The 21,064-nt window shown below is 67.0% G+C and carries 24 protein-coding genes and 2 tRNA genes; 17 read left to right on the top strand and 9 right to left on the bottom strand.

Annotation, left to right across the window (positions count from 1 at the left end; translation table 11 throughout):
• The first annotated feature begins 5 nt into the window (after positions 1 to 5).
• The 5 genes from C1933_RS18260 to C1933_RS18240 all read left to right on the top strand — a co-directional run bounded on the left by C1933_RS18260 (position 6) and on the right by C1933_RS18240 (position 4,005).
• Positions 6 to 785 (top strand): SIMPL domain-containing protein, encoded by a 780-nt coding sequence (locus C1933_RS18260; protein WP_108754393.1) that lies wholly within the window; start codon positions 6 to 8, stop codon positions 783 to 785.
• Between the two features lie 2 nt (positions 786 to 787).
• Entirely contained in the window at positions 788 to 1,375 is a 588-nt protein-coding gene (locus C1933_RS18255; protein ID WP_108754392.1) for an aminodeoxychorismate/anthranilate synthase component II, read from the top strand.
• 16 nt (positions 1,376 to 1,391) lie between these two features.
• The gene (gene trpD / locus C1933_RS18250) at positions 1,392 to 2,423 is read left to right on the top strand and encodes an anthranilate phosphoribosyltransferase (RefSeq protein ID WP_108754391.1); all 1,032 of its coding nucleotides are present in this window, start codon (positions 1,392 to 1,394) and stop codon (positions 2,421 to 2,423) included.
• Positions 2,424 to 2,497: 74 nt separating this feature from the next.
• Positions 2,498 to 3,292, top strand: coding sequence for an indole-3-glycerol phosphate synthase TrpC (gene trpC / locus C1933_RS18245; RefSeq protein WP_108754390.1), 795 nt, complete (start codon positions 2,498 to 2,500; stop codon positions 3,290 to 3,292).
• The gene (locus C1933_RS18240) at positions 3,289 to 4,005 is read left to right on the top strand and encodes a haloacid dehalogenase-like hydrolase (protein ID WP_108754389.1); all 717 of its coding nucleotides are present in this window, start codon (positions 3,289 to 3,291) and stop codon (positions 4,003 to 4,005) included. Before trpC ends, C1933_RS18240 begins: the two co-directional genes overlap by 4 nt.
• A gap of 92 nt (positions 4,006 to 4,097) precedes the next feature.
• Here C1933_RS18240 and C1933_RS18235 read toward each other — a convergent pair whose 3' ends face one another.
• On the bottom strand, positions 4,098 to 4,859 hold the full coding sequence (locus C1933_RS18235) for a sulfite exporter TauE/SafE family protein (protein WP_108754388.1): 762 nt from the start codon (positions 4,857 to 4,859) through the stop codon (positions 4,098 to 4,100).
• A 76-nt stretch (positions 4,860 to 4,935) separates the two neighbouring features.
• Positions 4,936 to 5,625: a cAMP-activated global transcriptional regulator CRP gene (gene crp, locus C1933_RS18230; RefSeq protein ID WP_010482649.1), complete on the bottom strand. Its 690-nt coding sequence runs from the start codon at positions 5,623 to 5,625 to the stop codon at positions 4,936 to 4,938.
• Between the two features lie 149 nt (positions 5,626 to 5,774).
• Here crp and speD point away from each other — a divergent pair, with 149 nt between their 5' ends.
• Both speD and sugE read left to right on the top strand, forming a co-directional pair.
• Complete coding sequence (gene speD, locus C1933_RS18225; protein ID WP_006473908.1) at positions 5,775 to 6,569, top strand: adenosylmethionine decarboxylase; 795 nt, start codon at positions 5,775 to 5,777, stop codon at positions 6,567 to 6,569.
• Positions 6,570 to 6,735: 166 nt separating this feature from the next.
• Entirely contained in the window at positions 6,736 to 7,056 is a 321-nt protein-coding gene (gene sugE / locus C1933_RS18220; protein ID WP_108751088.1) for a quaternary ammonium compound efflux SMR transporter SugE, read from the top strand.
• 117 nt (positions 7,057 to 7,173) lie between these two features.
• Here sugE and coq7 read toward each other — a convergent pair whose 3' ends face one another.
• On the bottom strand, positions 7,174 to 7,818 hold the full coding sequence (coq7, locus tag C1933_RS18215; RefSeq protein WP_108754387.1) for a 2-polyprenyl-3-methyl-6-methoxy-1,4-benzoquinone monooxygenase: 645 nt from the start codon (positions 7,816 to 7,818) through the stop codon (positions 7,174 to 7,176).
• A 196-nt stretch (positions 7,819 to 8,014) separates the two neighbouring features.
• On the opposite strand from coq7, the gene rplM reads away from it, so the two are divergent.
• Both rplM and rpsI read left to right on the top strand, forming a co-directional pair.
• Positions 8,015 to 8,443, top strand: coding sequence for a 50S ribosomal protein L13 (gene rplM / locus C1933_RS18210; RefSeq protein WP_005414692.1), 429 nt, complete (start codon positions 8,015 to 8,017; stop codon positions 8,441 to 8,443).
• A gap of 2 nt (positions 8,444 to 8,445) precedes the next feature.
• Positions 8,446 to 8,838, top strand: coding sequence for a 30S ribosomal protein S9 (gene rpsI, locus C1933_RS18205; RefSeq protein ID WP_005411311.1), 393 nt, complete (start codon positions 8,446 to 8,448; stop codon positions 8,836 to 8,838).
• A gap of 192 nt (positions 8,839 to 9,030) precedes the next feature.
• Here rpsI and C1933_RS18200 read toward each other — a convergent pair.
• Both C1933_RS18200 and C1933_RS18195 read right to left on the bottom strand, forming a co-directional pair.
• A tRNA-Gln gene (locus C1933_RS18200) sits at positions 9,031 to 9,105 on the bottom strand.
• Between the two features lie 52 nt (positions 9,106 to 9,157).
• Positions 9,158 to 9,234: transfer RNA gene (locus C1933_RS18195), tRNA-Met, on the bottom strand.
• A gap of 121 nt (positions 9,235 to 9,355) precedes the next feature.
• Here C1933_RS18195 and C1933_RS18190 point away from each other — a divergent pair.
• The 3 genes from C1933_RS18190 (at position 9,356) to bfr (ending at position 10,903) form a co-directional block, all read left to right on the top strand.
• Entirely contained in the window at positions 9,356 to 9,976 is a 621-nt protein-coding gene (locus C1933_RS18190; protein WP_108751086.1) for an RNA pyrophosphohydrolase, read from the top strand.
• Between the two features lie 108 nt (positions 9,977 to 10,084).
• On the top strand, positions 10,085 to 10,291 hold the full coding sequence (locus C1933_RS18185; protein WP_057497541.1) for a (2Fe-2S)-binding protein: 207 nt from the start codon (positions 10,085 to 10,087) through the stop codon (positions 10,289 to 10,291).
• Between the two features lie 141 nt (positions 10,292 to 10,432).
• On the top strand, positions 10,433 to 10,903 hold the full coding sequence (gene bfr, locus C1933_RS18180) for a bacterioferritin (protein ID WP_108754386.1): 471 nt from the start codon (positions 10,433 to 10,435) through the stop codon (positions 10,901 to 10,903).
• 169 nt (positions 10,904 to 11,072) lie between these two features.
• On the opposite strand, the gene C1933_RS18175 is transcribed toward bfr, so the two are convergent.
• Genes C1933_RS18175 through C1933_RS18165 form a run of 3 tightly spaced genes read right to left on the bottom strand, consistent with a single transcriptional unit; the run spans position 11,073 to position 15,826 of the window.
• On the bottom strand, positions 11,073 to 13,265 hold the full coding sequence (locus C1933_RS18175; protein ID WP_108754385.1) for a hybrid sensor histidine kinase/response regulator: 2,193 nt from the start codon (positions 13,263 to 13,265) through the stop codon (positions 11,073 to 11,075).
• Positions 13,266 to 15,164, bottom strand: coding sequence for an EAL domain-containing protein (locus C1933_RS18170; RefSeq protein WP_108754384.1), 1,899 nt, complete (start codon positions 15,162 to 15,164; stop codon positions 13,266 to 13,268). It lies immediately after the preceding gene.
• 44 nt (positions 15,165 to 15,208) lie between these two features.
• Positions 15,209 to 15,826, bottom strand: coding sequence for a DUF4126 domain-containing protein (locus C1933_RS18165; protein ID WP_108751082.1), 618 nt, complete (start codon positions 15,824 to 15,826; stop codon positions 15,209 to 15,211).
• A gap of 178 nt (positions 15,827 to 16,004) precedes the next feature.
• Between C1933_RS18165 and C1933_RS18160 the strand changes: the two genes are divergently transcribed.
• The 5 genes from C1933_RS18160 (at position 16,005) to ampE (ending at position 19,615) form a co-directional block, all read left to right on the top strand.
• Positions 16,005 to 16,748, top strand: a complete 744-nt coding sequence (locus tag C1933_RS18160) for a DUF6776 family protein (protein ID WP_108754383.1) — start codon at positions 16,005 to 16,007, stop codon at positions 16,746 to 16,748.
• A gap of 4 nt (positions 16,749 to 16,752) precedes the next feature.
• On the top strand, positions 16,753 to 17,220 hold the full coding sequence (locus C1933_RS18155) for a polymer-forming cytoskeletal protein (RefSeq protein WP_108754382.1): 468 nt from the start codon (positions 16,753 to 16,755) through the stop codon (positions 17,218 to 17,220).
• A gap of 31 nt (positions 17,221 to 17,251) precedes the next feature.
• On the top strand, positions 17,252 to 17,644 hold the full coding sequence (gene erpA / locus C1933_RS18150) for an iron-sulfur cluster insertion protein ErpA (protein ID WP_108747525.1): 393 nt from the start codon (positions 17,252 to 17,254) through the stop codon (positions 17,642 to 17,644).
• A gap of 66 nt (positions 17,645 to 17,710) precedes the next feature.
• Positions 17,711 to 18,616 carry an NAD(+) diphosphatase gene (nudC, locus tag C1933_RS18145; protein WP_108754381.1) on the top strand — a complete coding sequence of 302 codons (906 nt, stop codon included), beginning with the start codon at positions 17,711 to 17,713 and terminating at the stop codon, positions 18,614 to 18,616.
• A 111-nt stretch (positions 18,617 to 18,727) separates the two neighbouring features.
• Positions 18,728 to 19,615: a regulatory signaling modulator protein AmpE gene (ampE, locus tag C1933_RS18140; RefSeq protein WP_108754380.1), complete on the top strand. Its 888-nt coding sequence runs from the start codon at positions 18,728 to 18,730 to the stop codon at positions 19,613 to 19,615.
• A 359-nt stretch (positions 19,616 to 19,974) separates the two neighbouring features.
• Here ampE and C1933_RS18135 read toward each other — a convergent pair whose 3' ends face one another.
• Positions 19,975 to 21,024: an IS481 family transposase gene (locus tag C1933_RS18135; protein WP_234414569.1), complete on the bottom strand. Its 1,050-nt coding sequence runs from the start codon at positions 21,022 to 21,024 to the stop codon at positions 19,975 to 19,977.
• Between the last annotated feature and the right edge of the window lie 40 nt (positions 21,025 to 21,064).

Raw genomic sequence — 21,064 nt, 5'->3', positions numbered from 1 at the left:
ACCGCATGAAGCTGCTGAGCGCATTGCTGTGGTCGTCGCTGCTGGCCACGATGGCCCCGTCCGCGTGGGCGCAGGCCAACACCATTCCCTCGCAGCCGCATCTGCTGGTGAAGGGGCAGGGCACCCGCACGGTGATGCCCGACCGCTTCGGCCTGCAGTTGAACATCGAAGAGACCGATATGGACGCCGATGCGGCGCGCCGCCGCGTGCAGGACAACGTGGCGCGCGCGCTGGCGCTGTTCAAGCAGCACAAGGCGGTGGACGGAAGCGTGCGCGCGGACAACCTGCGCATCGGCCCCGCCACGCGCTATGAGGACAGCCGGCAGGTGTTCATTGGTACCCGCGTTTCGCGCCAGCTGCGTGCCAGCTTTGCCAGCGTGAAGCAGATGCAGGACGTGCTGGCCGCGCTGAAAGCGAATGAGCATGTGCAGGTCAGCAGCGTCGCCCCGACCTACTCCGGTGAGGTCGCACTGCGCCGCGAGCTGAAGACTGAAGCGGCGGCCCAGACCCGTGAATCGGCGCAGGGCCTGGCCAAGGCCTATGGAACGTCGCTGCGCGGCCTGTACAGCATTTCCGATGTGGCACCGGATTTCGCCTATGGCATCCAGGCCGGGCAGTGGCCCCAGCTGGACGAGGATGGCCAGAACCTGGACCGGATCTCGGTAACCGGCAGTCACGGCTACGCCGCAGCGCCTGAGCCTGGTACGCGCGAATCCATCGAAGCCGGCCCCATCACCTACACCGAAAACGTGTACGCCATTTTCCTGATAAGCGACGGAACCTGACCATGTTGTGGATGATCGACAACTACGACAGCTTCACCTACAACCTCGTGCAGTACCTGCAGACGCTGGGTGCCGAAGTGAAGGTGGTGCGCAACGATGCGATGAGCGTGGACGAGATCGCCGCGCAGAAACCCGAGCGCATCGTCATTTCGCCCGGCCCGTGCACGCCCAATGAAGCAGGCGTGTCGCTGGAGCTGATCCAGCGGCTGGGCCCGACCACGCCGATCCTCGGTGTGTGCCTGGGCCACCAGAGCATCGGCCAGGTCTACGGCGGCACGGTCATCCGCGCCGGCAACATCATGCACGGCAAGACCTCGCCCATCCGCCATGAAGGCAAGGGCGTGTTCGCCGGCCTGCCGGACCGCTACCAGGCCACCCGCTACCACTCGCTGGTGGTGGACAAGACCAGCCTGCCCGACGCGCTGGAAGTAACCGCCTGGACCGAGAACGAGGACGGCTCGATCGAAGAGATCATGGGCCTGCGCCATCGCCAGTTCCCGGTGGAAGGCGTGCAGTTCCACCCCGAATCCATCCTCACCGAACACGGCCACGCCCTGCTGCGCAATTTCCTGCAGCGCCCGGCGGCCTGATCCAAGGAGCATTCCGATGAGCTTCTCCCCCCAGGAAGCCCTGCAACGCACCATCGAACACCGCGAGATCTTCTTCGACGAAATGGTCGACCTGATGCGGCAGATCATGCGCGGCGATGTTTCGCCGATGATGACCGCCGCCATCCTCACCGGCCTGCGGGTGAAGAAGGAAACCATCGACGAGATCGCTGCGGCCGCCACGGTCATGCGCGAATTCGCGCTGGCGGTGCCGGTGGCCGATACCACCCACCTGGTCGACATCGTCGGCACCGGTGGCGATGGTTCTCACACCTTCAACATTTCCACCTGCGCGATGTTCGTGGCGGCCGCCGCCGGCGCGCGCGTGGCCAAGCACGGCAACCGCAGCGTGTCGTCCAAATCCGGCAGCGCCGATGCGGTGGAAGCGCTGGGCGCGGCCATCGAACTGCAGCCGGCACAGGTGGCCGCGGCGATCGAGCAGACCGGCATCGGCTTCATGTTCGCGCCGATCCATCACCCGTCGATGAAGGTGGTCGCGCCGGTCCGCCGCGAGATGGGCGTGCGCACCATCTTCAACATCCTCGGCCCGCTGACCAACCCGGCCAGCGCACCGTCGGTGCTGATGGGCGTGTTCCATCCCGATCTGGTGGGTATCCAGGCGCGCGTGCTGCGCGAGCTGGGCACCGAGCGCGCCATGGTGGTCTGGGGCCGCGACAACATGGACGAGATCTCGCTGGGCGCCGGCACCCTGGTGGGCGAGCTGCGCGACGGCAAGGTGCGCGAATACGAGATCCACCCCGAAGACTTCGGCATTGCCATGTCGGCCAGCCGCAACCTGCGCGTGGACAGCCCGGAGCAGTCGATCCAGATGCTGCGCGCGGTGCTGGACAACCAGGCCGGCCCGGCGCTGGACATCGTCGCGCTCAATGCCGGCGCAGCGCTGTACGTGGCCGGCGTGGCCAGCGACATCGGCGACGGCCTGGCCCGTGCCCGTGCCGCCATCGCCGACGGCAGTGCCCGCCAGCGCCTGCAGCAGTACGTTGACACCACCCGCGCGCTGGTTGCCTGAGCGCGCGGTTCAGCCTGACCCACCCGATGGCCGATAATGGCCGTCCTCACCGCCCCAGTACCGAAGCGACGACGATGAGCGACATCCTGCAGACGATCCTGGCCCGCAAGGCCGAAGAAGTGGCCCAGCGCCGCGCCCAGCGCCCGCTGGAGGCGCTGCAGGCGGCCGTGGCCAGTGCCCCCCCGGTGCGCGGCTTCGTGCGCGCGCTGCAGGCGGCGGTGGCCAACGGCGACCCGGCGGTGATTGCCGAGGTGAAGAAGGCCAGCCCGTCCAAGGGCGTGATCCGCCCCGACTTCCGCCCGGCCGATATCGCCGTCAGCTACGAGTTCGGCGGCGCCAGCTGCCTGTCGGTGCTGACCGACGTGGACTTCTTCCAGGGCGCCGATGCCTACCTGCAGCAGGCCCGCGAAGCCTGCACGCTGCCGGTGCTGCGCAAGGACTTCGTGATCGACGCCTACCAGGTGTACGAGGCCCGCGTGCTGGGCGCCGACTGCATCCTGCTGATCGTGGCCGCGCTGGACGACACCCAGCTGGCCACCCTGTCCGAACTGGCGCTGTCGCTGGGCATGGACGTGCTGGTGGAAGTGCATGACATTGACGAGCTGGAGCGCGCGCTGCAGGTGCCGGCGCCGATGATCGGCATCAACAACCGCAACCTGCGCACCTTCGAGGTCTCGCTGCAGACCACCCTGGACATGCAGAAGGCGGTGCCGCGCGACCGCCTGCTGGTGACCGAGAGCGGCATCCTGGGCCCGCAGGACGTGGCCCTGATGCGCGACGCCGGCATCCATGCGTTCCTGGTGGGCGAGGCCTTCATGCGCGTGGAAGAACCGGGTGAGGGTCTGCGTCAGCTATTCTTCGGGGCATGACAACGCACTATCCAACGCCGCGCGAGGATGCGCCGCTGGTCGTTTTCGACTTCGACCACACTCTCTACGACGGTGATTCGGGCACCCACCTGTTCGCCTCGCTGATCAAGCGCAATCCGCTGCGCATGCTGGCCGCGCTGCTGGTCACGCCGATCGCCGGGCCGCTGGTGGCGATGCTGCCGACCCGCCGTACCGGCATTTCGGTCTACGTGTGGATCGGCAGCTTCGGCCTGCACCGGGCGCGCGAGTTCAACCGGGTGATCGACGCCTACGTGATCCGCAACGAGCAGCAGATGCGCGCCAAGCTGCTGCCGCAGGCGCTGGAAGTATTCGCCGCGCACCGCGCCAAGGGCGACCGGGTGGTGGTGGCCACCGGCGCACCGCCGGAGCTGGCCCGTGCCATTCTGGCCTTCGTGGCCCACCAGGATGTGCCGGTGATCGGCACTGAAGTGGGCCCGCGCCTGGGCGGGGTCGGCCCGACCCGACACTGCCACAACGAAGAGAAGATGCGCATGCTGCGCGAGCGCGGCTATGGCGACATCGACATCGCCTATTCGGACAGCACCGCCGACCTGCCGCTGCTGCTGGCCGCCAAGGCGCCGGTGGTGGTGAACCCGAAGCGCTCCAAGGTCGACTTCTTCCGCAGCGTGCTTCCGGCCGGTACCCGCATCCTCAACTGGGGCTGCGTCGACCGCGGCGGCGACAAGGCCTGACCGGCGTCTGTTGTAGAGTCGAGCCATGCTCGACTGCTTTTCACGAAGAGCCGCCGGGCATGGCCCGGCGCTACCGGAACAGGCGCGGGCCGTCAGCGCCCCAGATAACCGCCCAGCGCGTGGCCGATCTGGAACAGGCTGATGCCCAGCACCAGCACGCCCACCGCCACCAGCACCCAGCGTTCCTTCACCCGCTTGACCAGGATCGCCGCCACCGGCGCGGCCATCATGCCGCCGATCAACAGGCCGGCGACGATCTGCAGGTGCTGCAGGCCCATCGACAGCAGGAAGGTGGCCGAAATGGTCACCGTCACCACGAACTCGGCGGCGTTGACCGTGCCGATGGTGGTGCGCGCCTGGCCGCCGCGGGCCAGCAGGGTGGAGGTGGCCACCGGGCCCCAGCCACCGCCGCCGCTGGCGTCCAGCAAGCCGGCGAAGAAGCCCAGCACCGGAACCCGGCGGATCTCGCCGTTGGGCATCCAGCGCCCGGCCGCACGTGCCAGGATGAGGATGGCCAGCACCAGCAGGTACAGGTAGATGAGCGGGCGGATGATGTCGCCCGGCAGCTGGGTCAGCACATAGGCGCCCACCGCGCCGCCCAGGGCACCGGGCAGGGCCAGGCGGAAGAACAGGCGTTTATCGACATTGCCTGCGACCAGATGCGACACACCGGACGCGCCGGTGGTGAACACTTCCGCGGTATGGATGGCCGCGCTGGCCTGCGCCGGCGGGATGCCCATGGCCAGCAGCACCGACGACGACACCAGGCCAAACGCCATGCCCAGCGCGCCATCGACCAGCTGTGCGCCCAGGCCGATGAGGATGAACCACCAGAATTCGCTGCTCAGTTCCATGGACCGAGCCTAGCGGATGCACATGTGCGGGGCGTGCGATGGTGTGCGGACCAAGGTCCGCACCCACCGGGCGTGCTCAACGGGTGCCGTACAGCACCACGGTCTTGCCGCGGGCATGAAGCAACCCGTCGGTCTGCAGCTTCTTCAGTACGCGGCCGGCCATTTCACGCGAGCAGCCGACCAGGCGGGCCAGTTCCTGGCGCGAAACGCGCAGCTGGCTGCCCTGCGGGTGGCTCATCGCTTCCGGTTCCTGGGCCAGATCGTGCAGGGTGCGCACGATGCGGTCGGTCACGTCCAGGAAGGCCAGGCGGCTGGCCTTGCGGCTGGTGTCGAGCAGGCGCTTGGAGATCTGCTGGCCCAGCGCGTACAGCAGGCGCGGGGCGTCGGCCGACAGCGGGCCCAGGAACAGCTGGTGCAGGCGTTCGTAGCTGATCTCGGCCAGTTCACAGGCCGTGCGGGTGCGCAGGATCACCTCGCGGCGGTCCGATTCCACGAACAGGCCCATTTCGCCCACGAACTCGCCGGCACCGAAGTAGCCCAGCACCAGTTCGCGGTCGTCATCCTCCTCGGCCATGATCGAGACGGAGCCGCTGATGACGTAATACAGCGTTCCCGCCGGGTCCCCGGGGCGGAAAACGTCGGTACGGGTGGGGTAACGCCGCCGATGGCTGTGCGCCAAGAAGCGATCGATGGTGGCGATATCCAAGGCCAATGGGCTGCTAGCTAGGCGCACGGTTGACACGATAGGGGCGCTCCCTCTGCGCATGAACGGATTCACGGGTTCGATGGCGGAGCTTAACCAGCGCACCTGTTAAGGGCAAATAGTGTGCCAGATGCGTGAGCCCTTCACGTTCCCCCGGCGGGCAGTTTGCCCCATAATTCCCCCTTTCCCATCTCACACAGGAATCGACCGCCGTGGTCAAGCCGTTGCCTCGCCTGAGGTTGCAGGGTTTCAACAACCTCACCAAGGCGCTGAGCTTCAACATCTATGACGTGTGTTACGCGCGCACCGAAGAGGAGCGTCAGCGTTACATTGAATACATCGATGAAGAGTACAACGCCGACAGGCTGACTCAAATCTTGACCGATGTCGCCGAGATCATCGGCGCGAACATCCTGAACGTGGCCCGCCAGGACTACGATCCGCAGGGTGCCTCGGTGACCATCCTGATCTCCGAAGAACCGGTGATCGACAAGAAGCAGGCCGGCAAGGAGCTGATCTCCGATGCCGTGGTCGCGCACATGGACAAGTCGCACATCACCGTGCACACCTATCCGGAAACGCACCCGCAGGAAGGCATCGCCACCTTCCGCGCCGACATCGACGTGGCTACCTGTGGCGTCATTTCGCCGCTGAAGGCGTTGAACTACCTGATCGAGAGCCTGGAATCGGACATCGTGATCATGGACTACCGCGTCCGTGGCTTCACCCGCGATGTGAAGGGCAAGAAGCACTACATCGATCACAAGATCAACTCGATCCAGAACTTCCTGGCCAAGAACATCAAGTCGCGTTACGAGATGTTCGACGTCAACGTCTACCAGGAAAACATCTTCCACACGAAGATGCACCTGAAGGACTTCGACCTGGACCAGTACCTGTTCGAGGAAAAGGCCAAGAACCTGTCGTTCAAGGAACGCATGAAGATCGAAGCGCTGCTCAAGCGCGAGATCGAAGAGCTGTTCCACGGCCGCAATCTGTCCGAGTAACACCCGTGCGCGGTGCCCGATGGCACCGCCCACCCAGGCGGGACGACCCGCCCCGTGGAACCGAATGCTGCGCAATCAGTGGTTCCACGGCGATGTACCGACCTACGGCCCGGTGTGCAGACACCGGGCCGTTTCGTTTTTGTTCAACAAGGTAAGGACCCCACCCATGCCCTGGATCTATCTGCTGCTGGCCGGCCTGTTCGAAATCGGCTTCGCCATTGGAATGAAGTACTCCGAAGGCTTCAGCAAGCCCCTGCCCACCGCCGCCACCGTCGTCTCGGCGCTGATCAGCCTGTACCTGATGAGCCAGGCGATGAAGAGCATTCCGGTGGGCACGGCCTACGCCATCTGGACCGGTATCGGCGCGCTGGGTGTGGCGGTGCTGGGCATCTTCCTGTTCAACGACAGCGCCTCGCCGGCGCGGCTGGGCTGCGTGGCCCTGATCGTGGCCGGCGTGATCGGCCTGAAGCTGGTGTCGCCCAATTGATTGACGGGGTCGGATCCCTTTTCCACGGGAAAAGAGCTCTGACCCCATCATGGATCACGGACCGTCAGGGGTCAGAGCCCTTTCCCTTGGGAAAGGGATCCGACCCCGGCGGGTTCCCTACAGCCGGTAGGCGATGGTCTTCATCACCTTCGATGCCAGCGCCATCGCGCCTGGAATCGGGAACGGCAGGCGGCGGGCGCCGGCCTGTTCGGCGTGCTCGGCGTGCCGGGCTTCGTCTTCCTTCATCACCTGGATGACCGCGCGGCTGCGCAGGTCGCCCGGCGGCAGGTCCACCAGGTGCTCGTCCAGGTGGGCTTCCACCTGGCGCTCGGTTTCCACCACGAAGCCCAGGTTCCAGCCATCACCGCGCAACCCGGCCAGGGTGCCGATGGTGTAGCTGCCGGCGTACCACAGCGGGTTGAACAGGCTGGGCCGGCTGTCCAGCTCGCCCAGGCGGGTGGCGCACCAGGCCAAGTGGTCGGTTTCTTCCTGCGCCGCTTCCAGCAGGTGTTCGCGGGTGGCCGGATCGCGGGCCACGGCAGCCTGGCCGAAGTACAGGCCCTGCGCGCAGACCTCGCCCACGTGGTTGATGCGCATCAGGCCGGCGGCATGGCGCCGCTGCGCGCGGTCCATGCCCGGTTCGTCGGTGTCCGCGGCCGGGTAGGGGCGGGCGGCCGGCGGGTTGCCGAACACCGTGTCCAGGGCGCGCTGCGCCTCGGTCAGCAGGTGGTCCAGCGGGGTGGTCTGGCGGAGCGCGGTCATGGCAGCACGGGTGGGGCAGGGAGACCTGCGATTCTCGCCCGGCGCCCGGGCCCTGCCAACCCAGGGCAGGGGGCGCTTGCACCGGGCAGGCCGGGTGCGTACAATCCCGCCTCTTACGCTTCACCTTTTCACAACGCGTGGCAGAGTTCCGGCGAGCCTTTCGCCGCAATGAGCCCGACCTAACCTAGAGTTCTTCATGAGCACTTTCACTGCCAAGAACGAGACCGTCCAGCGCGACTGGTACCTCGTCGACGCCGAGGGCAAGACCCTGGGCCGTCTCGCCACCGAGCTGGCCCGCCGTCTGCGCGGCAAGCACAAGCCGGTCTACACCCCCCACGTTGATACCGGCGACTACCTGGTCGTCATCAATGCAGAAAAGATTGCCGTCACCGGCAAGAAGCTGCAGGACAAGATGTATCACCGTTTCACCGGCTACATCGGCAACCTGAAGACCGAATCCCTGGCACAGGCGCTGGAGCGCCACCCGGAGCGCGTGATCGAGATCGCCGTGAAGGGCATGCTGCCGAAGGGCCCGCTGGGTCGCCAGATGTACCGCAAGCTCAAGGTCTACGCCGGCACTGAGCATCCGCACGCCGCACAGCAGCCGCAGGTTCTGGATATCTAATCATGGCTATCACTCAAAACTACGGCACTGGCCGCCGCAAGTCCTCCACCGCTCGCGTGTTCCTGCGCAAGGGTTCGGGCAACATCACCGTCAATGGCCGTCCGCTGGACGAGTTCTTCGGTCGTGAGACCGCGCGCATGATCGTGCGCCAGCCGCTCGAGCTGACCAAGAACACCGAAAGCTTCGACATCCTGGTCACCGCCGCTGGCGGCGGCACCACCGGCCAGGCCGGTGCGATCCGTCTGGGCATCGCCCGTGCACTGGTCGAGTACGACGAAACCCTGAAGTCCGAGCTGCGCAAGGCTGGCTTCATGACCCGTGACGCCCGTGAAGTCGAGCGTAAGAAGGTCGGTCTGCACAAGGCCCGTCGCGCCACCCAGTTCTCCAAGCGCTGATCCACTGCGCCTGGTTGGGCTCCTTCGGGAGCCCGCTGGTTGGAAACGCAAAAGCCCGGCTTCGGCCGGGCTTTTGTCGTTCTGGGGATTGGGGGTCGGATCCTTTTCCGCAGGAAAAGGCGCTGCCCCCCCAGTGATGCGCGCGCAAAAGAAAAGGCCTGATCTTTCGATCAGGCCTTTTCTTTTCTAATTTGGCTGCCCCGGATGGATTCGAACCACCGAATGCCTGAGTCAGAGTCAGGTGCCTTACCGCTTGGCGACGGGGCAATGTCGCGAACTGCTATTCTCACATTTTTCACATTGAAAAACAACTTCAATGTGGTGGCTATGGGTGGACTCGAACCACCGACCCCAGCATTATGAGTGCTGTGCTCTAACCGGCTGAGCTACATAGCCTTGGTGAGCCCGCTATTCTGCGCATGTGTACTGGGCCTGTCAACACCTTTGTAACGTGCTTGTGGCCTGACAGGCGTCATGGGATAGTCCCAGCCAGTAGATTTTCTTAGGAGTCCGCATCGTGATCGATCCGGACGGCTATCGACCGAACGTCGGCATTGTGCTGATGCGGCAGGACGGGCAGGTATTCTGGGCACGACGTGTGCGCCGGGATGGCTGGCAGTTCCCGCAGGGCGGAATGAACACCGACGAGACCCCCGTCGAAGCCATGTATCGTGAACTGCAGGAAGAAACCGGACTGCTGCCCGAGCACGTGGAAGTGCTGGGCGCGACACCGGGCTGGCTGCGCTACAAACTGCCGGCGCGGGCCATCCGCCGCAATGAACGGCAGGTCTGCATTGGTCAGAAGCAGGTCTGGTTCCTGCTGCGCCTGACTGGCGATGAATCGCACGTGCGGCTGGACCACACCGACTCGCCGGAGTTCGACCACTGGCGCTGGGTCGATTTCTGGTACCCGGTGGAACACGTGGTCATGTTCAAGCGTGGCGTCTACGCCCGTGCCCTGCGCCATCTGGCGCCGCTGGCACGCGGGGTGGCGGGGCAGGGGGTCACTTCCATGCCCAAGAGCGCGGCCGAGGCCTGGATGCCCGGCCAGGCCGCCGGCCATGACCGCCCACGCAAGCGCCCGCGCAGCCGCGGGTACTGGCCGAAGAAGGCCCAGGGCGACGGTCCGGCCACCTAGTGGCCTGAACGGTAGCGAGAATGGTTCAGGTCATTGATTGACAACCATTCTCGTTTGCATTGGAATAGCCACCAGGCCGCTTCCGGCCTGTCAGCCTGGTTCCTGCCCGTGTACGTCTGCATCTGCAATGGTGTTACCGACCACCAGATCCGTGAAGCCGCCTCGCAGGGCGTCACGTCGGTGGGCGAGCTGACCATGCGTACCGGTTGCGGCGCTACCTGCGGTTCCTGCCTGGACATGGCCGGCGACCTGCTGGCCAAGGCGCTGGCCACGCACGACCTGCCGCTGCCCGTGCTGGGCCTGCAGGCGGCCTGATCCGCCTTCGCGCGGCGTTGACGCCGCGCCCCCTTCTGACTCGCTGCTGGCTGCACTGGCCAATGCGCACGATTCGCGTTCCTTCACGCTCGCGCGCAAGGGGTTACAGTGCCCGCGTTTTCAGCGTGCAGGAGCATCCCCATGAAGGGCGACACCAAGGTCATCGAATTCCTCAACAAGGTCCTCTACAACGAGCTGACCGCGATCAACCAGTACTTCCTGCACGCCAAGATGCTCAAGAACTGGGGCATCAAGGAACTGGCCGAGCACGAGTACAAGGAATCGATCGACGAGATGAAGCATGCCGACATGCTCGCCGACCGCATCCTGTTCCTGGAAGGTCTGCCGAACTTCCAGGCGCTTGGCAAGCTGCGCATCGGCGAAAACCCGACCGAGATCCTGCAGTGCGACCTGTCGCTGGAACGCGACGGCGTGGTCACCCTGCGCGACGCCGTGGCCTATGCCGATTCGGTCGGTGACTACGTCAGCCGCCAGCTGTTCGTGAAGATCCTGGATTCGGAAGAAGAGCACATCGACTGGCTGGAAACCCAGCTGGACCTGATCGAGCGCATCGGCGAGCCGAAGTACCTGCTGAGCAAGCTGGAAGAGTGATGGAACCCGCAGCGTAGAGTCGAGCTTGCTCGACTGCTCTACCCGCGGTTTGTAGAGTCGAGCTTGCTCGACTGCTCCACCGACCGTTTGTAGAGTCGAGCCATGCTCGACTGTTTTTGCTCGACTCTACCAAGGGGCCAAGGCAGTCGAGCAAGCTCGACGCTACCGGTTACCGGTGCTGGCCCAGGTAGCCGGTCAGCGCCACGCGCGCACGGGCGAATTCGGCCACCAGCAGCGCCACCGCCACGGCGGGGCGCTGCAGCGTGCCGCCGCGGGCTTCTCGCTCGATGCGCGTGGCCACGGCCGACAGAGACAGCGCACCGACATTGGCGCTGGATGATTTGAGGCTGTGCGACAGCGCCTGCAGGCGCTCGATGTCTTCGCCCTGCGCGGCCTGCTGCAACTGCTGCACCAGCAGCGGCGCATCTTCCAGGAATACGGCCACGATCTGCAGCGCGGCCGGACCGATCACGCTCTGCAGTTCTTCCAGCACGCTGCGGTCGAGCACCGGCTGCGGCGATGCGCTTGGCGCCTCGATCGGTAGCGTCGAGCTTGCTCGACTATCGCCCTGTTGATCGTCATGTTGATCGCAGTCGAGCAAGCTCGACTCTACGCGTGCGGGTGTGCCGCCCCAGCGCTGCAGCAGCGCGTGCAGGGCTTCGCGGTCGATCGGCTTGGACAGGTAATCATCCATGCCCGCCTGCAGGCAGCGCTCGCGATCGCCGGCCATGGCGTTGGCGGTCATCGCGATGATCGGCAGGCGGGCCTGGCCGGTCTGCGCTTCTTCGTGCCGCCAGTGGCGGGTGGCGCTGTAGCCGTCCAGCACCGGCATCTGGCAATCCATCAGCACCACGTCGATGCCACCGGCGCGCATGGCCGCCAGCGCCTGTTCGCCGTCGGCCGCATTGCGTACCTGGCACTGGAAGACCTTCAGCAGCTGCTCGGCCACCATGCGGTTCACCGCGTTGTCTTCCACCAGCAGTACCTGCAGCCCCAGCGCAGGCAGCGTGGGCAGCGGCACGCCGGCGTCGGCCGCCAGCAGCGGGGCGGGCCGCGCACTGGCCATGGGCGCGCCCAGCAGGGTGTGCAGGGCGGCGTCGGTGAAGGCGGCGGGCAGCTGCTGCTGGCGCGGCCGCGCGGGCGCGGCGTCATCCTGCAGCCACAGCACCTGCATCGCGTCGTCGTCGCCGCGCTCGGCCAGGGCGCGTTGCAGCGTGGCCTCGCCCTGGCGGCGCTGGCGTGCATCCACCAGCAGCCATGCCGGCGCCGGCTGGCCGGGCCGCGGCGCACTGCGCAGGCGCTGCACCAGCGCCTCCAGATCGGACAGCGCCTGCGCCTGCAGGCCGTGGTGCACGGCAATGCGTTCCACCCGCGCCTGCAGCAGCGGGTCGGCGCTGTACAGCAGCAGCGCGGCCGGGCCGCGGGCCGATGCCGGCAGGTCGCCGGGCACCTTCAACAGCGGAATCTCGAACCAGAACGTGGCGCCATGGCCGGGCGTGGACTGCACGCCGATCTGGCCGTGCATCAGGTCGATGATGCGCTTGCAGATGGCCAGGCCCAGGCCGGTGCCGCCATACAGGCGGGTGGTCGATGCATCGGCCTGGCTGAAGGACTGGAACAGACGCGCCTGCAGGGCCTGGTCGATGCCGATGCCGGTATCGATCACTTCAAACCGCAGCTGGTGCTGCGCCGGGCCTTCGCCCAGCCGCTGCACGCGCAGCTGCACGTGGCCGCGCGCGGTGAACTTGATGGCATTGGCCAGCAGGTTGCTGAGCACCTGGCGCAGCCGCACCGGATCGCCACGCACCGACAGGCGCACCGCGGGGTCCAGCTGCAGGCTTACCGAAAGCCCCTTCGATTCGGCGGCGCGCTGCATCAGCTGCACCACGCCATCGAGCAGTTCGCGCAGATTGAACGTGGTGATTTCCAGTTCCAGCGCCTGCGCTTCCAGCCGCGAGTAATCCAGGATGTCATCGACGATGCGCAGCAGCTGCTGCGAACTGGCCGATGCGGTGGCCAGCATCTGCCGCTGGTCCTCGCCCAGCGGCCCACGCGCGATCAGTTCCAGCATCGGCAGGATGCCGTTGAGCGGGGTGCGGATTTCGTGGCTCATGGTGGCCAGGAATTCGCCCTTGGCCAGCACGGCGGCTTCGGCGGCCTGCTTGGCCTGCAGCAGCTGGTGTTCCAGCTGCCCCTGGCGTTCGGTGGTGCGCCGCAGCTGGTCGCGTTCGCTGGCCAGCACGGTGCGTTCGCGCTGGCTGGCGGCCAGTTGCCGGCCGCGCGCCCGCAGGCGCAGGCCCAGCACTGCCAGAGCCACGGCGGCCAGGCACAGCGCCGCCAGCAGCGCGACCGTCAGCGGCACTCAGAGCACCGCGTTCTGGAAGTCGAAGTTCAGGTCGCTGCCGGCCGATTGCACCATGTTGCCCTGGATGTAATCGACGCCGCCCACCCACATGGCCGCCGCGGCCTGCGGGTCTTCGATCTGCTGGCCGATGATCTGCAGGCCAGCGGCATGCGCCTGTTCGATCGCACGGCGCAGTTCCTCGCGCGTGCCCGGGTTGGAATGGCTGCTGGAAAAACGCGCGGCCATGCGCACGAAGGCCAGCGGCAGCTGGGTCAGCAGGGCATCGGCTTCGCTGCCGGGTTCGAACTGGCTCAGGCAGAAGCGCACGCCGGCGCTGGCCATGCGCTGGCAGAACTGCTGCAGCGGCACGGTATGGATGAGCGCATCGGGCAGGCGCACGTCGATCACCAGCGCACTGCCCGGCAGGTCGCGCTGCTGCAGCGATTCCAGCAGCCAATCGGCGAAGGCATCGCGCTGCAGGGTACGCAGCGACTGCGAGACGAACAGGTTCAGCGGGTGGGTGGCGTGGCGGTACAGATCCAGCAGGCCCATGGCATGTTCCAGCACCTGCTGGTCCAGGTCGGCAATGCGCCCGGCCGCTTCGGCAGCGGGAATCACCTGGCCGGCGGTCAGCACGGTGCCGTCTTCCTGACGCAGGCGCAGCAGCAGCTGGTACTGCGCACTGCCGCCACCGGCCACCGCCACGATCGGCTGGTAGGCCAGTTCCAGCTGGCCTTCCAGCAGGGCCAGGTGCTCTTCCTCGTTCACCGTGGGGCGGTGCACGTGGCCGGCCACGCCGGAGCTGAGCAGTCGTGCCTGCAGGGTGGTGCGTTCCACCGCTTCCAGTGCGCTGGTGGCATCGTCGAAGCCGGGCGACAGCGGCGCATAGCCGACCACGCCGCGCAGGTGCACCGATTCGTCGTCGCGGATCACGAAGGCGCGCGCGGACAGCTGTTCGCGCAGGTTGGCGGCCAGGGTTTCCAGGTGGTCTTCGTGGGCATCGCGGGCCAGCAGCAGGAAGCTGTTGTCGTTCAGGCGCGCCAGCAGGTGCGGATGGCCCGCTTCGGCCAGACGCTGCCCGGCCTGCACCATCAGCCGTTCGAATGCGGCGTAGCCGTAGCGTTCGCGCAGGCCCAGCGCGCTGGAAATCTCGATGAAGAACACGCCGCCATGGCCGTGGTGGGCCAGGCTGGCGCTCAGCTGCTGCAGCACGTGGTGGCGGGTGGGCAGGCCGGTTTCCGGGTTGCTGGTGGCTGGTGCACCGTTGGCGCCGGGCAGGGTGGCGGCCTGCGCACGGGCGCGGCGGATGCGGTTGGCCACGGCGGCAATCAGGTGGCGCGGCCGGATCGGCTTGCTCAGGTAATCGTCGGCGCCGCAGTCCAGCACTTCGAACTGGCGCTCCGGGTCCGGATCGCCGCTGAGGAATACGATCGGCAGCAGCTGCATGCCCGGCTGCTGGCGGATCATCGCGGTCAGCCGCATGCCATCCACGCCCGGCAGGTGCAGGTCCATCAGGATCAGGTCGGGGCGCTGTTCGCGGATGGCCTGCGGCACGGCATCCGGGTCGCCCAGCACCACCGCCTGCATGCCCGCGCCGTGCAGCACGCTCTGTGCGAACAGGGCCTGCGCGCGGTCGTCTTCGACGATCAGTACGCGGTACGGCGAATCGGCCGGGGGCGGTGCGGCGTCGCTGTTGCCGGCTTCGCCCTGCGGCGGCGGGAACGGCAGCGGCGGCGGTGCCGGCAGCTCGCTGCCAGCGGCGTGTTCGGTAGTGGCCTGCACCAGGCCCAGGGGCGCCGGAGCGGCCACCGCCACGGCAGGCGCGGCGTCGGGCGTGGCCCAGCGCTGCCAGTGGTCGGCAGGTGGGGTTTCAGCGCGTCCTTGGCGGGCGCCCGCGGGAAATTCATTTGCGGCCATGGGGGCTCCTGATGTTCACGGCCATTATGCGGCAAGGCCAGCCGTCATCCTGCGCGGGCGGGCCCGCTGCCGGCGCTGCCGCCAGCACGGGCAAGCCAGCGCACGCCCTTCCACAGCGTGCGCCACACCAGCCACACCAGCAGGGCACCGGCCAGGCTGCAGGCCAGCACCACGATCAACGCGATCCACGGGTGGGCCAGGGCAAGGGCGAGACCGCCGATCACCACGGTGTCTTCGGCGGCCGAGGCAATCCAGTTGCTGGCCGGTTCCGGCGAGGTGTTCAACAGGGCGCGGGTGCCGGCCTTCAGGCCATGGCTGGCCAGGGCGACGCCGGCGCCGGCCACCAGCGCACCGGTGCCCAGATCGCCGTCGGGCGACAGCGTGGCGGCGGCCAGGAAGGCGCCCGCGGGCACACGGGCCAGGGTCTGCAGCAGGTCCCAGATCGAATCGACGCCGGGGATCTTGTCGGCGACGAATTCGGCCGCGGCCAGCGCCGCCGAGGTGCCCAGCACCCACCACGATTCGGTGGCCTGCAGGGCCGGGGGCAGGTCCACCCAGCCCAGCAGGCCGGCCAGGCCAACGCCAAACACGGTGAGGTAGACGCGGATGCCGGCCAGCCAGGCCAGCAGGATGCCGATCACGAACAGGTGGGCTTCGGTCATGGCGGACTCCGGCGGCGGAACTGTGCGGGGTGCCACACTATCGGCGATGGCGTGCCTGAACACCACTGGCCGCTGGCGGCCGCCCCAGAGGAATCCCGCCGTTCCTGACTTACACTAGCCCGTCGTTTGCCACAGGGGCCGTGACGGTGTTGCCAATGCGATGCCCCGGAGACTACCCATGAACAACCGCCCTCCCATGCGTGTGCAGGTTCGCCTGCCGGGTGCATCACAACCGCCGCTCGATCGCCGTCGCCTGCTGATACTGGCCGGTATCTGGCTGCTGAGCCTGGTGCTGGCCGTGCTGGGGGGCTGCTGGCTGGGCGCGCCGCGCGATGCCCAGGGCCAGCGCCTGCAGGCCGCCGAAAAGCGCGCCGAGACCCTGCAGGCCCAGTTGACCGAGGTGCGCCAGAAGCAGGCCACCCTGGAAGCGTCGGACCGGATCAGCCGCGCGGCCAACACCGAGGTGCAGTCGTCGCTGGCCGAGCGCGATGAAGAGATCGCCGGGCTGCGCGCCGACGTGGCGTTCTACGAGCGCCTGGTGGGTTCCACCAGCCAGCGCAAGGGCCTGAACACCCATTCCATCGAGTTCAGCCCGGAATCGGCCGGCACCTGGCAGTACACCGCCGTGCTGACCCAGAACCTCAACCGTGGCGCGATCAGCCAGGGGCAGATGCGCTTCACGGTGGAAGGTGTGAAGAACGGCAAGCTGGCCACGATCAGCTGGGATGAGCTGCACCAGCGCAACAAGGTACCGGGGCAGGATTACTCGTTCCGGTACTTCCAGCAGCTCACCGGCAGCGTCATGCTGCCGACAGACTTCACCCCGCAACGCGTGCGGGTGACATTGGGTGGGGGTGCGGGGGGCACGACCCAGGTATTTGACTGGAAACAGGCCGGTGCACCGGCCAGCAATGGGGAGTAGGCAGATGTTCGGAAACAGCAAGTCGAGCCGTGATGGCCAGCTGGTGGTGGATGCCCTGATCGGCAACCAGGTGGTGATTCGTGGCGATGTGGAATTCAGTGGGGGCCTGTATGTGGAAGGCCGCATCCACGGCAAGGTGATCGCCCAGGAAGGCGCCAGCGGTGCCACCCTGACGGTGGCCGAGCATGGCGTGATCGAAGGGGAGATCCGCGCCCAGGTGGTGGTCATCAGCGGCCGCATGGATGGCGACGTGCATGCCACCGAGAAGGTGGAGCTGACCCCCAGCGCCCGGGTGAACGGCAACGTGCATTACCAGGTGGTGGAAATGAATGCCGGCGCGCAGCTGAACGGCCGCCTGATCCATGCCAGCAGCCCGGTTGCCGCGCTGCCCGCCCCGGAAGGCGAGGAGACCGCTGGCAAGGGCAAGGGCGGCGATGCCGCGCGTCGCAAGCTGGCCGAGGCCACGGCTTGAAAGCCGCGTTCGGCGCCCCCATGCTGGGGCCATGAGCACGCTAGTTTCCCTGCCCGGCGCCACGCCGGCCGCCGCTCCCGACTACCAGTCGCTGGAGCGGCCGCTGAACTTCACCGAATCCGCTGCGGCCAAGGTGAAGGAACTGATCCAGGACGAGGGCAACCCCGACCTGGCCCTGCGCGTGTACATCGAAGGCGGTGGCTGTTCCGGCTTCCAGTACGGTTTCGAGTTCGACGAGAACCGCGCCGAGGATGATCTGGCGGTACAGACCAGCGGGGTGACCCTGCTGGTCGATCCGCTCAGCCTGCAATACCTGATGGGCGCCGAGGTGGATTACACCGAGAGCCTGACCGGTGCGCAGTTCGTGATCCGCAACCCGAACGCGAAGACCACCTGCGGCTGCGGCAGCAGCTTCAGCATGTAAGCACCGGCACGCGCGGCGGGCAACGCCGACCTTGCCACCTGCTGCGAATGGCGGCAGGCTTGTGGAATGCTTACGACTCCTTCGCCGCTTTCCGGTTTCGCCTTCGTGGACGAACCGCTGGAGCGCGCCGATGCCCTGCGCGCCGATGCCGATGCACTGGCGCGCCTGTGGCCGGATGCGCGCATTCTTGTGCTGGACCAGGACGGCACGGCCTTCACCGATGAGGATGACCAGCCGCTGGCGTTGACCGGTGCCGCACTGGGTGGTGGCCCGGGCGCTGCGATCTTCCTGGGGTTGCGGGATGGCCAGGCATGGTTCGGCGTGGATGCCGCGCAGGTCAGCGTGACCGCGCCGCGACGGCTGGACCTGCGGCAGGCGGCGTTGCTGTGGACGGTGGCCGATGCCACGGCCTTCAGCTATGCGCGCGGCATGTCGTACTGGCAGTCGCGCACGCGCTTCTGCGGTGTCTGCGGCAGTGCCGTGGCCTTCGCCCGCGGCGGCTTCGTCGGCCGCTGCCCGCAGTGCGCCACCGAACACTACCCGCGGGTGGACCCGGCGGTGATCGTGGCCGTGGAAAACCAGGGGCGGCTGCTGCTGGGGCGGCAGGCCAACTGGGCGCCGCGCCGCTATTCGGTGCTGGCCGGGTTCGTCGAGCCGGGCGAAACCTTTGAACAGACCGTGGCCCGTGAAGTGCACGAGGAGAGCAAGGTGCGGGTGATCGCCGCGCAGTACCTGGGCTCGCAGCCGTGGCCGTTCCCCGGCGCGCTGATGGTTGGCTTCCGCGCGCAGGCGCACGACGATGTGCCCACCGTGGATGGCGAGCTGGAAGATGCGCGCTGGTTCACCGTCGATGAAGTGGGCGCGGCACTGGCGCGCGACGTGGAAGACGACGGCCAGGGCATCCGTCTGTCGCCGCCGATCTCGATCTCGCGTGGCCTGATCGAACACTGGTACCGGCAGCAGCGCGGCTGAGCATTGCCGCCACCTGAACACGCGGCGGGTTACAGTGGAATCCGTCGCTGAAGGCGCGGCTGCGGCAGGTAAGGTAGCGGCGCCGAACGCTTGTTCATCGGGAGACCCGCCATGTTCACCACCCTGGTTGCCGTGCTGGTGGCGCTGGCCCTGGGCCATGTTGCCCCGGCCGCTGCCGCTTCACTGCGCCGTTTCGAGGGTTTCCGGCGCTGGCTGGGCTGGTTGGACGCGCATGGCGGGCGGGCCTGGCAGGGGCCGGCGGGTGTGCTGGTGGCACTGCTGCCGCCGCTGCTGCTGATGGGGCTGCTGGTGTGGCTGCTGAGCGGGGTGCTGTTCGGGCTGCCCGCGCTGCTGCTGGGCGTGGCGGTGCTGGCCTGGTGCTGGGGCCCGCGCGATCTGGATCGCGATGTTGAAGGGGTGATCGACGCCGACGAGGCCAGTGCCCGCCAGGCGGCGGTGCGGCACCTGCAGGCCGCCGGTGGCAGCCTGCGCGAGGATGTTCCGTCGCTGGTGGAAGCGACCGTGTTGAATGCACTGCGGCGCTGGTTCGCGGTGCTGTTCTGGTTCCTGTTGCTGGGCCCGGTCGGGGCGCTGGCCTACCGCCTGTTGGCGCTGATGGCCGAGAGCCCGATGCGGGCGCGGGTGCCGGTGGAACCGCTGGCCTTGGCGCAGCGCGTGCTGTCGTGGATTGAATGGCCGGTGGCCCAGCTGATGGCGTTTTCGATGGCGCTGGTGGGCAACTTCGATACCGCGTGGAAGGCCTGGCGGCAGGCCCATGGCGAACGGCTGGCCGGCGGCATCGGTTTCCTGGGCGCGGTGGCGCGTGCCAGCGTCAACGCGGAGCTGCGCGAGGACGCGCACGATTACACCGAAGCGGGGCTGTTGCCGGTGTGGCAGCGGCTGCCGGACCTGCGCGATGCGATGAGCCTGGTGTGGCGCATGCTGCTGCTGTGGCTGGCGGTGCTGGCCCTGCTGGTGATTGCCGGCTGGGTAACGTAGGTGTTCGGGCAGGGCTTGCAGCCCTGCACCCGCTAACGGCAACGGCAACGTCAACGTCAAAAGCGGGATTTCTGAGGGATGGCGGGGCGGTGTGGGTGGGCAGGACACGCCGTAAACCCGTCCATGGGGACTCGTAGGCGCCTTGCTCGCGCGCGCAATCCTGCGCGCCCGGCAAGACCGGGGTTGGGCGTCCTGCCCAACCCGCCCGAGGCATGCCTCGGGCCCATGGCGCCTGCGGTCCTGTCCACCCACACCGCCCCACCTCTGACAGTTCCCCGCGGCTGTGGGGAACTGCGATTGTTCGAATGCCCGGCTGTTGGTAGGTGTCGACCTTGGTCGACACAGTAGCAACTGTCTTGTCAGGGGCTGCCGAGGGCCACCTCGGCGTCCCGCTTGCGGGCATTGAGGATCACCAGCATTTTGCGCATGACCGCAACGAGGGCCACCTTGCTCGCCTTACCCTTGGCTTTGTGTAAACCCACTACGTTGTTCAGCGGCACTCTGGAGATAGGTGGCTGGCCGCCGATCCCCATATGGGGACGGTGCCAGTTGTAGTGGTGCAGCCATTGGGTCAGCACGGAATTGCGTTGGTCCGAAGAGGCGTACTCGCAAGCGTAGGCCCACTCGCGCAAGCTGGTCTGGATGAAGCGCTCCGCCTTGCCGTTGGTGCGGGGTGTGTAGGGCTTGGTCCGGATGTGCTTGATTCCAAGGGATTTGAGCAGCTTGGCAAAGGCGGTGGAGCGATAGCAGGCGCCGTTGTCGGTCAGGATCCGCTTGAAGGTGATTCCCAAGCTGGCGTAGTACTCCAGAGCGCTCAGCAGCGCTTGGCAGGCCGTTTCTCCCTGTTCGTTGGGGTGAACGCTGCTGTAGGCGAGCCGGGAATGATCGTCGATGGCCACGTGGACGTACCCCCAGCCGCCGCCGGCAGCGTTTCCCCGGCGTTTGGCATCGGTTCTGTGCCCAGGCCTCTGGAAGTTGCCCAGTTTCTTGATATCCAGGTGCAGCAGTCCTCCGGGCTGATCGTATTCGTATCGGATGACCGCTTTGGGCGGATCCAGCCGGCACAGCCGGTTGAGGCCGTGAACACGCATCAACCGGGAAATGGTGCTGTGGCCGATCCCCAAGGCCTTGGAAATGGTCAGGTAGGTGTGCCGTTTACGGCGGCGCTCCTTGATCTGCTCGACGACCGACGCAGGCGTGGCATGCGGCGTCTGGTGCGGGCGAGAGCTGCGGTTTTCCAGCCCCGACGCCCCGAACTCCCGGAATCGGGCCAGCCACTTGTAGGCCGTACGCACACTTACGCCACACGCTTGTGCTGCCTCCTCCGGCCGCAGGCCCTCGTGGAGGATGCGACGGACAAGAAGTTCTCGACTAAACGGCGTTAAACGGGCATTTTTATGGTTGTTCATCCGGGCTCTTTGGGATCTGGAGAGGTGTGGTAACCACCAT

This window comes from Stenotrophomonas sp. ZAC14D2_NAIMI4_6 (assembly GCF_003086875.1).
Lineage (GTDB): Bacteria > Pseudomonadota > Gammaproteobacteria > Xanthomonadales > Xanthomonadaceae > Stenotrophomonas.
The sequence above is the reverse complement of the archived record's forward strand: the minus strand, read 5'-3'. Positions and strand labels throughout refer to the sequence as shown.

Bases quoted from the DNA above. Each gene is read 5' to 3' on its own strand.
- sugE (WP_108751088.1), top strand. From the start codon at position 6,736: ATGCCCTGGATCTATCTGCTGCTGGCCGGCCTGTTCGAAATCGGCTTC.
- C1933_RS18165 (WP_108751082.1), bottom strand. From the start codon at position 15,826: ATGACCGAAGCCCACCTGTTCGTGATCGGCATCCTGCTGGCCTGGCTG.
- C1933_RS18235 (WP_108754388.1), bottom strand. From the start codon at position 4,859: ATGGAACTGAGCAGCGAATTCTGGTGGTTCATCCTCATCGGCCTGGGC.
- bfr (WP_108754386.1), top strand. From the start codon at position 10,433: ATGAAGGGCGACACCAAGGTCATCGAATTCCTCAACAAGGTCCTCTAC.
- crp (WP_010482649.1), bottom strand. From the start codon at position 5,625: ATGCGCAGAGGGAGCGCCCCTATCGTGTCAACCGTGCGCCTAGCTAGC.
- C1933_RS18155 (WP_108754382.1), top strand. From the start codon at position 16,753: ATGTTCGGAAACAGCAAGTCGAGCCGTGATGGCCAGCTGGTGGTGGAT.
- rpsI (WP_005411311.1), top strand. From the start codon at position 8,446: ATGGCTATCACTCAAAACTACGGCACTGGCCGCCGCAAGTCCTCCACC.
- C1933_RS18260 (WP_108754393.1), top strand. From the start codon at position 6: ATGAAGCTGCTGAGCGCATTGCTGTGGTCGTCGCTGCTGGCCACGATG.
- trpC (WP_108754390.1), top strand. From the start codon at position 2,498: ATGAGCGACATCCTGCAGACGATCCTGGCCCGCAAGGCCGAAGAAGTG.
- nudC (WP_108754381.1), top strand. From the start codon at position 17,711: ATGCTTACGACTCCTTCGCCGCTTTCCGGTTTCGCCTTCGTGGACGAA.
- rplM (WP_005414692.1), top strand. From the start codon at position 8,015: ATGAGCACTTTCACTGCCAAGAACGAGACCGTCCAGCGCGACTGGTAC.
- ampE (WP_108754380.1), top strand. From the start codon at position 18,728: ATGTTCACCACCCTGGTTGCCGTGCTGGTGGCGCTGGCCCTGGGCCAT.
- C1933_RS18255 (WP_108754392.1), top strand. From the start codon at position 788: ATGTTGTGGATGATCGACAACTACGACAGCTTCACCTACAACCTCGTG.
- C1933_RS18240 (WP_108754389.1), top strand. From the start codon at position 3,289: ATGACAACGCACTATCCAACGCCGCGCGAGGATGCGCCGCTGGTCGTT.
- C1933_RS18160 (WP_108754383.1), top strand. From the start codon at position 16,005: ATGAACAACCGCCCTCCCATGCGTGTGCAGGTTCGCCTGCCGGGTGCA.
- erpA (WP_108747525.1), top strand. From the start codon at position 17,252: ATGAGCACGCTAGTTTCCCTGCCCGGCGCCACGCCGGCCGCCGCTCCC.
- trpD (WP_108754391.1), top strand. From the start codon at position 1,392: ATGAGCTTCTCCCCCCAGGAAGCCCTGCAACGCACCATCGAACACCGC.
- C1933_RS18170 (WP_108754384.1), bottom strand. From the start codon at position 15,164: ATGGCCGCAAATGAATTTCCCGCGGGCGCCCGCCAAGGACGCGCTGAA.
- coq7 (WP_108754387.1), bottom strand. From the start codon at position 7,818: ATGACCGCGCTCCGCCAGACCACCCCGCTGGACCACCTGCTGACCGAG.
- C1933_RS18135 (WP_234414569.1), bottom strand. From the start codon at position 21,024: ATGAACAACCATAAAAATGCCCGTTTAACGCCGTTTAGTCGAGAACTT.